The 14,664-nt window shown below is 64.0% G+C and carries 12 protein-coding genes and 1 tRNA gene; 7 read left to right on the forward strand and 6 right to left on the reverse strand.

Annotation, left to right across the window (positions count from 1 at the left end):
- Positions 1-340: 340 nt before the first annotated feature.
- Positions 341-931, reverse strand: coding sequence for a biotin transporter BioY (locus FJ964_RS14510; RefSeq protein WP_140551009.1), 591 nt, complete (start codon positions 929-931; stop codon positions 341-343).
- 117 nt (positions 932-1,048) lie between these two features.
- On the opposite strand from FJ964_RS14510, the gene FJ964_RS14515 reads away from it, so the two are divergent.
- The gene (locus FJ964_RS14515; RefSeq protein WP_140551010.1) at positions 1,049-1,957 is read left to right on the forward strand and encodes an MBL fold metallo-hydrolase; all 909 of its coding nucleotides are present in this window, start codon (positions 1,049-1,051) and stop codon (positions 1,955-1,957) included.
- 14 nt (positions 1,958-1,971) lie between these two features.
- On the opposite strand, the gene FJ964_RS14520 is transcribed toward FJ964_RS14515, so the two are convergent.
- Both FJ964_RS14520 and FJ964_RS14525 read right to left on the reverse strand, forming a co-directional pair.
- Positions 1,972-2,757 carry a DUF1499 domain-containing protein gene (locus FJ964_RS14520; protein WP_140551011.1) on the reverse strand — a complete coding sequence of 262 codons (786 nt, stop codon included), beginning with the start codon at positions 2,755-2,757 and terminating at the stop codon, positions 1,972-1,974.
- Positions 2,758-2,934: 177 nt separating this feature from the next.
- The gene (locus FJ964_RS14525; protein WP_140551012.1) at positions 2,935-4,563 is read right to left on the reverse strand and encodes a fatty-acid--CoA ligase; all 1,629 of its coding nucleotides are present in this window, start codon (positions 4,561-4,563) and stop codon (positions 2,935-2,937) included.
- 302 nt (positions 4,564-4,865) lie between these two features.
- Here FJ964_RS14525 and FJ964_RS14530 point away from each other — a divergent pair, with 302 nt between their 5' ends.
- Positions 4,866-5,222 (forward strand): hypothetical protein, encoded by a 357-nt coding sequence (locus FJ964_RS14530; protein ID WP_140551013.1) that lies wholly within the window; start codon positions 4,866-4,868, stop codon positions 5,220-5,222.
- Positions 5,223-5,361: 139 nt separating this feature from the next.
- Positions 5,362-5,751 carry a DUF427 domain-containing protein gene (locus tag FJ964_RS14535; RefSeq protein WP_140551014.1) on the forward strand — a complete coding sequence of 130 codons (390 nt, stop codon included), beginning with the start codon at positions 5,362-5,364 and terminating at the stop codon, positions 5,749-5,751.
- A 38-nt stretch (positions 5,752-5,789) separates the two neighbouring features.
- On the opposite strand, the gene FJ964_RS14540 is transcribed toward FJ964_RS14535, so the two are convergent.
- Both FJ964_RS14540 and ppdK read right to left on the reverse strand, forming a co-directional pair.
- Positions 5,790-6,530: a polysaccharide deacetylase family protein gene (locus FJ964_RS14540; RefSeq protein ID WP_140551015.1), complete on the reverse strand. Its 741-nt coding sequence runs from the start codon at positions 6,528-6,530 to the stop codon at positions 5,790-5,792.
- A 142-nt stretch (positions 6,531-6,672) separates the two neighbouring features.
- On the reverse strand, positions 6,673-9,351 hold the full coding sequence (gene ppdK / locus FJ964_RS14545) for a pyruvate, phosphate dikinase (protein WP_140551016.1): 2,679 nt from the start codon (positions 9,349-9,351) through the stop codon (positions 6,673-6,675).
- Positions 9,352-9,564: 213 nt separating this feature from the next.
- Here ppdK and FJ964_RS14550 point away from each other — a divergent pair, with 213 nt between their 5' ends.
- The 4 genes from FJ964_RS14550 (at position 9,565) to FJ964_RS30980 (ending at position 10,983) form a co-directional block, all read left to right on the forward strand.
- Positions 9,565-9,909, forward strand: a complete 345-nt coding sequence (locus FJ964_RS14550) for a VOC family protein (RefSeq protein ID WP_140551017.1) — start codon at positions 9,565-9,567, stop codon at positions 9,907-9,909.
- A gap of 125 nt (positions 9,910-10,034) precedes the next feature.
- Positions 10,035-10,109 (forward strand) — tRNA-Gln (locus FJ964_RS14555).
- A gap of 67 nt (positions 10,110-10,176) precedes the next feature.
- A complete protein-coding gene (locus tag FJ964_RS14560; RefSeq protein WP_140551018.1) occupies positions 10,177-10,596 on the forward strand; it encodes a VanZ family protein in 420 nt (139 codons plus the stop codon).
- A gap of 219 nt (positions 10,597-10,815) precedes the next feature.
- Positions 10,816-10,983: a hypothetical protein gene (locus FJ964_RS30980; RefSeq protein WP_181172475.1), complete on the forward strand. Its 168-nt coding sequence runs from the start codon at positions 10,816-10,818 to the stop codon at positions 10,981-10,983.
- 119 nt (positions 10,984-11,102) lie between these two features.
- Here FJ964_RS30980 and smc read toward each other — a convergent pair whose 3' ends face one another.
- Positions 11,103-14,561 (reverse strand): chromosome segregation protein SMC, encoded by a 3,459-nt coding sequence (gene smc, locus FJ964_RS14565; RefSeq protein WP_140551019.1) that lies wholly within the window; start codon positions 14,559-14,561, stop codon positions 11,103-11,105.
- Positions 14,562-14,664 lie beyond the last annotated feature (103 nt).

The raw sequence follows: 14,664 nt of genomic DNA on the forward strand, positions 1-14,664 counted from the left end.
TGGCCGTTCATTCGCAAAGCGGAATCGGGCCTCTCGCTACTGGCTGTTCGACTCAGTCGAAGATCAACAACTACGACACTGTAACGATACCAGCAAGTATCTATTTACACTGTAGCAATCGGCAGGATTTTTTATCAATCGCGTCGCTGAATGCGATTCAAAAGCTATCGCTAATAGATTGACTTACTGCCAGTCATCGAGAATGTCTGGACGCATGAAGGTAAATGGATGTTCGTATCTGTGGTGACTGGCTGGCTGCTTGGCCAAGACCTGCCAGTCACATCCGTCCGACCTGGATGAACCAGGTTCTTCCCCGGAATGCCTCAGTGGATCGCTAAATTCAGGAGCGCTTCAGCAGCGACCAGACGGCGGGCACCAGGCTGGCAGCAAGAGCAACCTTGATCAGATCACCGACGATGAACGGCACGACGCCGAACTGCCAGGATTTTTCCGGACCGATGAGCATCGCCAGCCAGGCAAAACCCATGGCCATCATGACGAACTCGGCAACCAGCATCGCGTTGAAAAGCTTGATGGGATGGCGATCCCAGCCGCGATCGGCGGCCCAGCCGACAATCGCCGCCATGACCACGAAGCCGGCGAGATAGCCGCCGGTCGAGCCGAGCATGTAGGCAATGCCGATGCCCTTTTCCGGCGTGCCCTGGAAGACCGGGAAGCCCATCGCGCCCTCGGCCATATAGAGCAGCAAGGTGGCGACGCCGAGCCGCAGGCCGAACGCGGCGGCGATCAGCAGGACGGCGAGCGTCTGCATCGAAATATCGACGGGCCCCAAAACCACCTTGGTCTTGGCCGACAGCGTCAGCAACAGCGTTCCGACTATAGCCAGGAAAAGCTGCGTTGCCAGCCGCGCCGCGCCATCTTGCGGCAGAGCCAGAGAAATAAGCGGGCGCATTGTCGTTGCAGTTGCCATGGTCTTCCCCATCCGATTGCCGCCATCCGATGATCGCGGTCTTGCGTTTTCCTATATTGGCTTGCGTGCTATGCGGCAATCGGTTTTGCCATTCCCGCAACAGGCATCGACACCGTCATGGCCCTCGAATTCGATACCAGCTTCGATCCCTGCTACGGCGGAGGCGTCAGCGTCGCGCGCGACGTGCAGCGCGTCACGGCCCGAAATCCCAGTCCCTTCACCTTCCACGGCACCAACAGCTACGTCGTCGGACGCGATACGCTCGCAGTGATCGATCCGGGGCCGGATGACGAAGCTCACCTGCGCACCTTGCTCGACGTCATCACCGGCAGGCCAGTCAGCCACATCTTCGTCAGCCACACCCATCGCGACCATTCCCCTTTGGCGGCACGGCTGAAGCAGGAAACCGGAGCCCAGGTGCTGGCGGAAGGGCCGCACCGGCCGGCAAGGCCATTGCATATTGGCGAGATCAACGCGCTCGATGCCAGCGCCGATACGTCATTCGTGCCCGATGTCGCGCTGCCGGACGGCGCGCGGGTCGCCGGCGACGGCTGGGCGATCCGCACGGTCCTGACCCCCGGCCATACCGCCAATCACGCGGCATTCGCACTGGAGGGCACCGGCATCCTATTCTCGGCCGACCATGTCATGGCGTGGGCGACCTCCATCGTCGCGCCGCCGGACGGGGCGATGGCAGACTACATGGCCTCGCTGGACCGGCTGATCGAACGCGGCGACCGCTTGCTGCTGCCCGGCCACGGCGGCCCGGTGACGGCACCGCGCGGCTTCATGCGCGGGTTGAAGACCCATCGCAAAATGCGCGAGCGGGCCATATTGGAGCGGGTCCGCGTCGGCGACCGCACGATCGCAGACATGGTCAAGGCGATCTACAGGGATACCGACCCGCGGCTGCACGGCGCCGCCGGATTGTCGGTGCTTGCCCATCTGGAGGATCTGGTGGCCCGCGGCCTGGTAGCGACAGACGCCGCGCCGGCCATAGATGGCGTTTTCACGCCGCCCGCATAGGTCCAGCAGCTAGGCTATTCGGCCGGAGCCGCGCCGACCTGGCCGGCGACTTCCTGGTCCAACTCCGCCAGGAAGTCGGTGATGCGCGCAGCGTTGTCGCCGAGGTCGTGGCGGCCGTAGCGCGAAGCCGACCGCATGTCGACTATGACCGTGTCCCCGTCGTCCGTAATGCGGATCGCCACGTCGGCGGGAAGGCCCAGCACGAAGCTCCTGGCGATGGCGGTAATCGTCACTTCGCTCTGCCCGGCGAGCTCGGGATAGGGTCCGGTAAGATCCCAATCGCGGCGGTCGAGCACAGTTTCAACGGCAGTGACGACGGTCTCGAACGGCAGGTCGTAACTGCGCGCGGTGACAAGCGGGTAGCTGTCGGTCTGCAACCGCTGCTCGCCAGGCGTCGGCGGCGAGAGCACGTTCATATCCTTTATGCGACCGGTGACGTCGAGTGCCGGCGGCTCGTCAAAATCGGTCGAAATATCCCTGAGCGGCGGAAAGATTGTCGCCCAATAGGCGGCGATGCCATAGGGGGTCAGCACCAGCAATGCCAGCAAGACGCCGACCGTGATGTCGCGGCCGCCGTAGTCGCCAAAATTCCACACCCTCGAGAAGGCAAATCCGGCGAACAGCAGCGCCAGCGCCGCCAGCAGCGCGACAATAGCCAGCACCCACAGGAACACCGGCGTTTCAACGAGGTTGAAATAATGGCCGATGAACACGGTCAGCAAAAGCACCGCCGAAAAAGCAGCGGTGCGCCGCGACCATCCGGCAGCCTTCGATGTTTGCCGTTCGGAAATGCTGACCATGTTTCTCTGCGTTATCCCAAGCCGAACGAAGACTTAGCGCATGGTCACCAAAATCGGAATCGATTTTCGAGAAGGATCACGCGCCAGTTGGAAAATGCCATAGTGCCCCTTGCGAAAGCTGCAAGGCGCTGCGCTGTCCTTTTACGACGGCACCAGGCCGAGACACGCAATATCGCGTCAATCCGTCGGCAAGCGGTAGTCCCTGAATTGCTGTCGCAAGGTGATCTTCTGGATCTTGCCGGTGGCGGTGTGCGGAATTTCGCCGACGAAAGCGACATCGTCGGGCATCCACCATTTGGCCACTTTGCCGTCGAGAAAACCAAGGATATCGGTTTTGGTCGGTTCCTTGCCCGGCTTGCGGACAACCACCAGCAAAGGCCGTTCGCCCCATTTCGAATGAGGAACGCCGATTGCCGCTGCCTCGGCGACATCTGGGTGGCCGACGGCCAGATTCTCCAGGTCGATGGTCGAAATCCATTCGCCGCCGGACTTGATGACGTCCTTGGCGCGATCGGTGATCTGCATATAGCCGCTCGCGTCGATGTGGGCGACATCCCCGGTATCGAACCAGCCGTCGTCGTCGAACTGCTCCGAGCCGGCGCCGCCATAATAGGCACTGGCCACCGCCGGGCCGCGCACCTTCAGCCGCCCGAATGTCTTGCCGTCCCAAGGCAGCGCCTTGCCGTCGTCGTCCGTCACCTTCATCTCGACGCCGAAGGGCGGGTAACCCTGCTTGCCTTGGACATCGAGCCGGGAGTCGCCCTGAAGGCCTGCATAGTCCGGCTTCAGCGTACACAGTGTGCCGAGCGGCGACATTTCGGTCATGCCCCAGGCGTGGACGACCTGGACATCGTAGTTGTCCTGGAACTTCTTGGTGATGATCCGCGGGCATGACGAGCCGCCGATGACGACCTTGTTCAGGTATGGAAGCTTCCTGCCGGTCTCTTCAAGATATTGCAGCAGCATCATCCACACCGTCGGCACGGCTGCACTGAAGGTCACTTTCTCGGTGTCGAGCAATTCGTAGATCGAGGCGCCGTCCATCTTGCAGCCGGGCATGACCAGCTTGGCGCCGACCATCGGCGCGCTCTGGCCGAGGCCCCAGGCATTGGCGTGGAACATCGGAACCACCGGCAGGATCGTGTCGCGCGAAGACAGGCCCATCGCGTCGGGCATGGCGGCGATCATGGCGTGCAGCACATTCGAGCGATGACTGTAGACGACGCCCTTTGGATCGCCCGTGGTTCCCGACGTATAGCACATGCCGGCGGCGGTGCCTTCGTCGAAGCTCTTCCAGGCGAAGTCGCCGTCGGCCTCGTCGAGCCATTCTTCGTAGGCAACGACGTTGGGCAGCGTGGTCTGCGGCAGATGCGCCCTGTCGGTCAGTACGATCACCTGTTTCAGGGACTTGACCGCGCCGGCGATCTTCTCGAGCAAAGGGAGGAAGGTCAGGTCGACAAAGACCGCCTTGTCTTCGGCATGGTTCATGATCCAGACGATCTGCTCGGGAAACAGCCGCGGATTGAGCGTGTGATAGATCGCGCCGATGCCCATGATGCCATACCAGGCCTCGATGTGGCGCGCCGTGTTCCAGGCCAGCGTCGCAATGCGGTCGCCCAGCCGATAGCCGTCACGCTCCAGGCGCTGCGAGACCTTCAGGGCGCGACGATGGATGCTGGCGTAGGTTGTGCGCACGATCGGACCTTCGATCGACCGCGATACGATCTCTCGCCCGCCATGCTGCCGCTCTGCGTTGTCGATAAGCTTATGGCAAAGAAGCGGCCATTCCTGCATCAGCCCCAGCATTCGTTCCTCCCTTACGCTTCTCGCTTTTGTTCCCATTGTGAAGCGAACCGGTGGATTGTCCAGCCACCGCCGGGTGGCGAAGGAAATCCGGATGCCGGTCGCAGGGAAGCGATCGCATCGCGTATTTCTTGGAGTCCGAATGCCTGGTGCTCATGCAATGGGATCGGCGGCCTTGAAACCCATTATATCAGAGGAGACTAAATTACTCGACCGAGAGGAGAATCCGCCACAATCCGGCCATCGTCGGCATTAAGTTTCGTTAATGGGCAAAGGGGTGCGATTGGCGACTGAAAGAGGTTCGCATGGACACGCAGCTCGACGATAAGGCACTGGAAAGTACGCTTGCCGAAAGCCTGGGCGATCTGGTGCCGGACACAAAGACTGTTTCCGAAGACGAATTTGTTGAAGTTGTCGGCGGTGCGCTCGAAGCGGTTGGCGGCACGCTGCTGTTCAAGATGTGCGTTCAGAGCGAAGGGGAAGGCGAGCACGTCGCCGCGGCATCGGTAGGCGACGGCGGCAATCGTCAATTCCTGCTGCTCACCCTGCCGACCGGCGGCGGTCACTTGAAAGTCGAGACCGCGTCCAGGAGCAGCAATCCGGTGGCCGGTATCGCTGCCGCCTATGCCGGCCTGATGGACGCGTTCAGAACCGCGGCCTGAGCCTCGCCGGACAAGGTCATCGCGAAAAATACCGTCGGCAGCGCCCACGGCTGGAGATCGATTGCGGATTGCCGGCGACCGTCGGCCTTGCGCAAACAACCTCGTCGACACACTTAAAGCTGAGACGAGGAGAAACAGCATGGACAAGATCGCCAACCCGGCACCCGGCTTCCGGCGCAATCCCGATAAGGTCATCACCGTCGAACCGTATAAGGGCACCGTCACCGTGCGTGCAGGCGACACGGTTATCGCCTCATCGACGAACGCCAAGGTGCTTACGGAAGCGCCCTACCCGGCCGCCTTCTACATCCCGTTCGCAGACATCGATTTCAGCAAGCTGAGCGGCACGCAATCCTCCACCCATTGTCCCTACAAGGGCGACGCGAGCTACTGGAGCGTGCTGCCTGCCGGCGAGGCAGGCAAGGATGCGATGTGGGCCTATGAGCAGCCTTTCGACGAAATGGCTGAAATTCGCAACCACGGGGCGTTCTACGCAAGCAAGGTCAGCATCGAAGCCAAGCCAGGCTGAACGGACCAACGAGGAGGCCGGACGTGCCGTCCTGCGGATCAGTCGGTGGTGCCGTTATTGCCGAGGCCGTCGGCATCGTCGAGCCGCACGAAGGTCAGCCCCTTTTTCTTAAGCGCCAGCAGGCCCTGCACGACGCCTTCCCCGGCTGCATGGGTCGGCTGGTTGATATGGGCGATGATGACGTCGCCGTCCTTGGCCGCTTCTATGCGCCTTGTGGTTTCCCTGGCGCCGAGCAGCGAACCGCCATCGCCATTGATCGAGAAGCCGGCGATCTTAAAGCCCAGCTTGCGGATCATGGCGATCGCCGACGGACTATACTCCGCGGTCGCGCCACGAAACCATTTCGGCGCCGGCTCGCCAGTTCCGGCCAAGGCGACGGCGCCCGACTCGACCTCGGCCAGCACGGCTTCCGGACTGCCGGCGCTGCGTATGCCATAGATCTTCTGCGGCGTGTCGACGGCCGGGATGTGATGGCCGCCGTGGTTTTCCAGTTCGAACAGGTCAGGATGCGCCCGCATGATCTCGACGGCGGCGGCGTTCCGCTTCAGCCAGATGCCGGTGACGAAGATGGTCGCAGGTATCCTGTTTTCCACCAGCGCCGAGAGGATGCGGTTGTCGGTCCGGCCGCCGCAGGCGTCGAGGGTCAAGGCAATGCGCCCGGCTCCGCCTGCATCCGGCTTGATGTGCAGGATGGGTTCGACCAGCGATGCGGCATGGCCGGTGGACACCATGGCCAATGACATGGCCATGATACAGAGATTTTTTTGCAGCAGGCGCATCAAACAATTCCAAGCGGCGTTTCAAGCGGCCATCCCAAGACCCGCATGAAGGCGGAAATCGGGAGCTGGATAGCAGAAAAGCATCAGACGCGACAATCTGACCGTCTTGCGGCAGTCCCTCGTTCCGACCGGCGGCAAGCACTCAGCCGCGGCCCGCCTTCGCCGCCTGAACGGCCGCCTGCGCGGCCGCCAACCGGGCGATCGGCACGCGGTAGGGCGAACAGGACACATAATCCAGTCCGACCTCCTCGCAGAAGCGGATCGAGGCCGGATCGCCGCCATGCTCGCCGCAAATGCCGAGCTTGATCCGCGGCCGCGTCGCCCTGCCCTTTTCGGCGGCCATGCGCACCAGTTCGCCGACGCCGTGGATGTCCAGCGAGACGAACGGATCCTGTTCGATGATGCCTTTCTGGCGATAGGTCTCCAGGAACGAGGCCGCGTCGTCGCGCGAGATGCCGAATGTCGTCTGGGTCAGATCGTTGGTGCCGAATGAGAAGAATTCGGCCGATTCAGCGATGACATGGGCGCGGATCGCCGCGCGGGGGAGCTCGATCATGGTTCCAGTCAGGTAATCGATCTTGACGCCGCTTTCGTCCATGACGCTCTTGGCCACCGCATCGATGCGCGCCTTGACGTAATCGAGTTCCTTCACAAGCCCGACCAGCGGCACCATGATCTCGGGTACCACCAGCGCGCCGGCCTTGCGGCCGGCCTCGACGGCGGCCTCGAAAATGGCGCGCGCCTGCATCTCGGCGATCTCGGGATAGGACACCGCAAGCCGGCAGCCGCGATGGCCGAGCATCGGGTTGAATTCGTGCAGCGCCTCAGTGCGCTGCCTGAGCTTGTCCGGCGCAACATTCATCGCCGCCGCGACTTCGGCTATCTCAGCCTCGGTCTTGGGCAGGAATTCGTGCAAAGGCGGATCGAGCAGGCGGATGGTCACCGGCAGGCCGGCCATGATCTCGAACAACTCCAGGAAATCCGCTCGCTGCATCGGCAGCAGCTTGGCAAGCGCGGCGCGCCGGTCCTTTTCGGTGTCGGCCAGGATCATCTCGCGCATGGCGACAATGCGGGCACCATCGAAGAACATGTGTTCGGTGCGGCACAAGCCGATGCCTTCGGCGCCGAAGGAGCGCGCCATGCGCGCGTCGAGCGGGGTTTCGGCATTGGTGCGCACCTTCATGCGCCGCACCGCGTCCGCCCATTCCATGATGGCGGCGAAATCGCCGGAAAGCTCCGGCTGCAGCATCGCCACAGCGCCCTTGAGCACCTGCCCGTTGCCGCCGTCGATGGTGATGATGTCGCCCTTGCGGAAGGTCTGCCCCATCGACATCAGCGTAGCTGCCTTATAGTCGACGCGCAGCGAACCGGCGCCCGAAACGCACGGCTTGCCCATGCCGCGCGCCACGACCGCGGCATGGCTGGTCATGCCGCCGCGCGTGGTCAGGATGCCCTCCGCCGCATGCATGCCGTGGATATCCTCGGGACTGGTCTCGACACGCACAAGGATAGCCTTGCGCCCTTGCGCCTTGAGATCCTCGGCGTCCGCGGAGGAAAAGACGATTTCGCCGGTGGCGGCGCCTGGAGACGCCGGCAGGCCGACGCCGATGACGTCGCGCGCGGCCTTCGGATCGATGGTGGGGTGCAGGAGCTGGTCGAGCGAGGCGGGATCGATGCGGGCGACCGCCTCCTCTTTCGAGATCAGGCCGTCCCTGGCCATCTCGACGGCAATCTTCAGCGCCGCCTTGGCGGTGCGCTTGCCGGACCGCGTCTGCAACATCCACAATTTGCCGCGCTCGATGGTGAATTCGAGGTCCTGCATGTCGCGGTAGTGTTTTTCCAGCCTGTCGGAGATGGTGACGAAGGACTGGAAGGCATCCGGCATCAGTTTCTGCAATGACGGCTTGTCGGAGCCGGCGGCGATGCGGGCCGCCTCGGTGATGTTCTGCGGGGTGCGGATACCGGCGACGACGTCCTCGCCCTGCGCATTCACCAGGAACTCGCCATAGAGCTGCTTTTCGCCGGTCGAGGGATTGCGGGTGAAGGCGACGCCGGTGGCCGAGGTCTCGCCCATATTGCCGAACACCATGGCCTGGACATTGACCGCCGTGCCCCAGCTTTCGGGAATATCGTGCAGGCGCCTGTAGGTGATGGCGCGGTTGTTCATCCAACTCGAGAACACCGCACCGATGGCGCCCCAGAGCTGTTCGTGCGGATCCTGCGGGAACGGCCTGCCGAGTTCCTCTTCGACCTTGGCTTTGTAGAGCGCGATGACGCCCTGCCACTCGATAGCCGTCAGTTCGGTATCGAGCTCATGGCCGAGGCTGGCCTTCTGGTCCTCGAGGATCTCCTCGAACACCTCGTGGTCGAGTCCCATGACGACATCGGAATACATCTGGATGAAGCGACGGTAGCTGTCATAGGCAAAGCGCGCATCGCCGGAATCGACGGCCAGCGCCTCGACGGTCTCGTCGTTGAGACCGAGATTGAGCACCGTATCCATCATGCCGGGCATCGAGGCGCGGGCCCCGGAGCGGACCGATACCAGAAGCAGTTTCGACGGATCGCCAAAACGGCGGCCGGTGAGCCGGCCGATATGGTCCAGCGCCACGGCGACGTCAGCCTCAAGCCCTGCCGGATAGGCACGGCCGTTGGCATAGTAGGCGTTGCAAACCTCCGACGTGATGGTGAAGCCCGGCGGTACCGGCAGGCCAAGACTGCACATCTCGGCCAGATTGGCACCCTTGCCACCCAACAGATTCCTGTCACCGGCCCGGCCCTCTGCCGCACCATCGCCAAAGGTGAAAACCCACTTGGTCATGCTTTGCTCTCCGGTTGCAGGAGATTGGAAAGATTGACGAAACGGAAAGTCCCGCCATGCCCGACTTTGGAGCGATATGATGCTGCAATGCGAAAGGCAAGGCGTCGGAAAGGCCGTTTGGCCGCTACAATCGATTAAGCAAAAGCTACGGCAAAAGGACTTGCTACTCCAACGGCACGAGGCTAGAACATACAGGGAACGAAGAGGTACCTCATGAAGCTCACCGGAAAACTCGACTATCTGGAACTGCCGGCAACCGGCGCGACGCTGGACAGTGTGAAAGCCTTCTACAGCGCCGCCTTCGCCTGGTCGTTCACCGACTATGGACCGACCTATTCGGCCTTTAGCGAGGGACTGGACGGCGGTTTCCAGGCCGACAGCGGCGACGCCACCGCCAAGCCCTTGCCGGTGCTTTACTCCCAGGATCTGGAAGAGACGCTGGCAGCGGTCGAGAATGCCGGCGGCACGATCGTCAAACCGATCTTTTCGTTTCCCGGCGGCAGGCGGTTCCACTTTGCCGATCCGGCCGGAAACGAGATGGCAGTGTGGGGAGAATAGGCGGCGCGACCGGTGCGGCCGTCGCCAACGGAACCGTGGATCAACCGGAATGTCGCAATCTCCAGCATTGAGCTTTCCACCGGCACAGCCTATAAGGCCGCGCGCAGTCGACGCATGTCAGCTGCTGGGGCGTCGCCAAGTGGTAAGGCATCGGTTTTTGGTACCGACATTCCCAGGTTCGAATCCTGGCGCCCCAGCCAAGCGCACAGGGGTCCGTTCCGGACACACAGGTTACGGTTTATACCGGAGACATGTTGTTGGAGCAGAATGAGAATCTATTCCGTCGCCGAGCGGATTGCCTTTGTCGTCACGCTCGTGGCCGTTCTCGTTCTCGCGCTGCTGCCGGTACATCGCCTCAAGCAATTCGGGATCGATATCGGTTTCCACTATGACAAGCTCAATCACGCCAGCGCATTCGCCGTGCTGGCTTTCCTGGGCAGCCTTGGCTGGCCGCGGCACAAGCCGGTGCTGATCGTCTTCCTCGCTTTTGTCGGTGCCGCCATCGAAGTCCTCCAGGGCACCACGGCGATAGGCCGCGATTTCGACGTGCTCGACTGGGTTGCCGATTGCGTCGGCATGGCATGCGGTCTGCTGGCCGCGATCTGTGCGACCTGGATCGTGCAACGCGCAAGGCGAGAAGTAGTCGAATCGCCTGCCTTACCGCGCGAACGACACGACGACACTTAAGATCAGGCTTCAGCACGGCACGTTGAAGGTGAAGCAACGTCAATGAGCTGCGGCGCCGCGAGCACAGGCGCGAGTTGCCGGCCTGGCAGATGGCAAATATTTCCCCGTCGGGTGGGCAGACATGATTCCCGACCGGTCGTCCGAACGCCCGGACGCCGGCGGGACGACTTGGACCGCCCCTTCTCAGCCGCCTGGAAAGCTGCGCATACTGCGGCCGCCATGGCTCTGCGAATCAGACTGCCGGGGGGCACGCTGAAGGTGAAGGTCTATCGCGAACTGCGTGATCGCGAGCGGGATCGTCGGGTGCCTGTGCTGAAGCTGGGGTCGCTGTATTTCGTCTGGTCGTCGGCCAGGCATCATCCGCACAAGCACGGCCATACTGGTTAGAGCATCCAAGAGACATGCGGAGCGGCTTTCCGTGCGGGATCGCGTGACGTCGACTTCGAGCCGTTCCACGATCCATCGAATACCAAGTGACTTGAAATGATCCGCCCATTGAGGACGCGTCAGCTTGCCTCGCGCATGGCTTCGGCTGCCTGCAGATCCACCGAAACGAGTTGGCTGACGCCCTGCTCGGCCATGGTCACCCCGAACAGCCGGTCCATGCGCGCCATGGTGATCGGATTGTGGGTGATGATGACGAAGCGCGTCTCGGTGGTCTTGGCCATCTCGTCCATCAGATTGCAGAAGCGTTCGACATTGTGATCGTCGAGCGGCGCATCGACTTCGTCGAGCACGCAGATCGGCGCCGGGTTGGTGAGGAACACGGCGAAGATCAGCGACATCGCCGTCAGCGCCTGCTCGCCGCCGGACAGCAGCGTCATGGTCTGCGGCTTCTTGCCGGGCGGACGGGCAAGGATTTCAAGCCCTGCCTCGAGCGGATCCTCGGATTCGATGAGCTGCAATTCGGCCGTGCCGCCGCCGAAGAGGTGCGAGAACAGCCGCTGGAAATGGCCGTTGACCACGTCGAAGGCGGCGAGAAGCCGCTCGCGGCCTTCGCGGTTGAGGCTCTGGATCGCTTGCCGGAGCTTGCGGATCGCCTCGATGATGTCCTCGCGCTCCGAGACGATGGTCTCCAGCCGGTCCGAAAGCTCCTTCTGCTCTTCCTCGGCGCGCAGGTTGACGGCGCCGAGCCGCTCGCGCTCGATCTTCAGCCTGTCGAGCTGGCGCTCGATCTCGGCCATTTCGGGCATCGGATCGTCGGCTTCCAGCCCGGTATGGCGGATGACCAGATGCGGCGGAGTGTTCAGCGTCTCCTGGATGCGCGCCTCGACCTCCAGCCGGCGCTCGTCGGCTGCGGTCAAGCGCTCCTCGGCGCGGACACGGGTCTCGCGCGCCTCGGCCAGCGACTGGATCGCGCCGGTGGCCGCCTTGTCCAGTTCCGCCTGCCTGTTCTCCGCTTCCTGCAGACGGTCGGCTGCCGCCTTGCGCAAGGTCTCGGCTTCGGTGAGCTGTGACAGCAAGGCGCGCCGCTTGGCATCAATCTCGTCGGGCGCGTCGGCCAATCTCTCGCGTTCGGCCTCGGCCTCTGCCTTGCGTTCGCCCAGCGAGGCGATCTGCGTCGAAGCGTTCTCGGCACGCTCCAGCCAGTTGCTGCGCTCGGCGCCGATCGCATCGAGCCGGCGCGAACGCGCCTCGGCCTCCCGCCGCAATCCTTCATGGACGGCACGCGCATCGGCGAGCGTGGCGCGGTCGCGGGCGACATTGGCCGAGGACTGTTCGAGCTGTATCTGCAGGTCGCCAAGATCGGGCGCGTCCTGCAGCAGCATTTCCGCCTCGGCAAAGGCGGCCGAAGTTTCTTCATGACTGTCGACAATGCGGGCGCGGGCCTCGTCCAGGGCGGCGCGCCGGCTCGACAATTCGCCGCCGGCCTTTTCGGCTTCGGCCAGCGCGTTGCGGGCGGCGTCCAGTCCGTGCTGGGCGTCGCGGCCGGCCTGACGCGCGGCGCGCTCGGCCTCGCTGGCCTCGCGAAGCGCCTGTTCAGCCTGCGCGAGCGCCGCCTCGGCCTCGCGCAGAACAAGCGTCGCCTGCGCCGCTTCGGCATCGAGCTCGGCCAGCCGGTTTTTTTGCGCCAGGCGCTGCGCGGCTGCGGTCGGCGCGTCGGCGCTGGCGGTCAGCCCGTCCCACCGCCACAGCGCGCCCTCACGGCTGACCAGCCTCTGGCCGGGCGCGAGCAGTCCTTGCAGGCGGCGGCCGTCGGCGCTCTCGACAATGCCGATCTGCGCCAGCCGGCGGGCAAGCTGCGGCGGGGCACGTACCACGCTGGCCAGGTTCTTGATGCCTTCGGGAAGCGCGGCGTCGCCGGCCTGGATCGCGCCCTCGCCCCAATGCACCGGCGCGCTGCGATCGAGCGGCACGTCGAGATCCTCGCCAAGGGCGGCGCCCAAGGCCGTCTCATAGCCGCGCTCGACGCTGATCTGTTCCAGCACGGACGGGAAGAGATCGCCGCTGGCGGCGTTCAGGATCTTGGCCAGCGTGCGGGCCTCGGTCTCGATGCGCGCCAGTTCGGCCCTGGCGTCCTGCAATGGCGGACGGGCGGCATTTTCGGCCGCACGCGCCTCTGCGACCGCCTGTTCGGCGGCAATCGCCCCAGCCTCGCTCTCTTCGAGCCTCGCCATTGCATCCTCGACCAGAAGCCGCTTCTCTGCCGGGTCGGGCAAGCCCGCGACTTTGGAGAGGATTTCGGACAATTCACGGTCGACATCGGCGAGTTGGCGGGCGAAACGGTCCCGACGCTCGGCGGTCTCGCGCAGCGTCCGCTCGACCTGATTGCGCGAAGCGGCGGCCTCGGCCCGCTCGGCGGTTAGCGCTGCAAGCCTGGCTTCGCTCTGCGAGAGCGTCGCGGCTGCCTGTTCGAAGGCGGCTCGGGTGGTTGCTTCACGCTCGGCCGCGCCGGCATTTTCGGAATTGAGCGCTGCTTCCTCGGTGCGCAGGCGTTCGAGGATATCCGCATTGTCGCGCACCATGCGCTCCTCGCGGGCGATGTCACCGTCGAGCTGCTGGAGCCGGCGCTCGAGTTCCGCCTGGCGAGCGCGGATGCGGCCGGCTTCTTCCTCGATCTGCGATCTGGCGATCGACAGACGCTGGAAGGCCGCGGCCGCCGCAGCTTCGGCATCGCGCAGATCGGGCAACCGATGCGCGCCGATGCCTTGCTCCCTGGCGGCGGCCATCTGGGCCGCGGCGCGGTCGCCGACAAGGGCGGTGGCGACGGCCAGCGCCGAACGTGCCTCGCCTTCCTGGGTCTTGGCCAGCGTCCAGCGCAGATGGAGCAGCGTCGCCTCGGCCTTGCGGATGTCGGCCGACAGGTTCTTGAAGCGGGAGGCCTGGCGTGCCTGGCGTTTCAGGCTTTCGATCTGGCTTTCCAGCTCGCCGACGACGTCGTCCAGGCGCTCGAGGTTCTGCTCGGCGGCCTTGAGCCTGAGTTCGGCCTCGTGGCGGCGCGTATGCAGGCCGGAAATGCCGGCCGCTTCTTCCAGCAGGGCGCGGCGCGCCTGGGGCTTGGCCTGGATCAGCTCGCCGATGCGGCCCTGGCCGACCATCGAGGGCGAACGCGCGCCGGTCGACTGATCGGCGAACAGAAGCTGCACGTCCTTGGCGCGCGCTTCCTTGCCGTTGATGCGGTAGAGCGAGCCCGCCTCGCGCTCGATGCGGCGCGACACCTGCAATTCGTCGGCGTCGTTGAAGGCTGCCGGCGCCGAGCGATCGCTGTTGTCGAGGAACAACGTGACCTCGGCGGTGTTGCGGGCCGGACGCGTGCCCGAGCCGGAAAAGATCACGTCGTCCATGCCGGACGCGCGCATGTTCTTGTAGGAGCTTTCGCCCATCACCCAGCGCAGCGCCTCGACGAGGTTCGACTTGCCGCAGCCGTTCGGCCCGACAATGCCCGTCAGGCCGCGTTCGATCACGAACTCGCCTGGTTCGACGAAGGATTTGAAACCGAGGAGGCGAAGGCGTGAAAACTTCATTCACGCCGCCCTGAACGCGAAACCGCGCCGCGGGTTTGCGGCGGGGCGCACGGTCGCGGCGCGGCAAAAGGGCCGCGCGTGCCGAAGCGCTGCCGCTTCGGCA

The organism is Mesorhizobium sp. B2-3-2, assembly GCF_006442295.1.
Classification (GTDB): domain Bacteria; phylum Pseudomonadota; class Alphaproteobacteria; order Rhizobiales; family Rhizobiaceae; genus Mesorhizobium.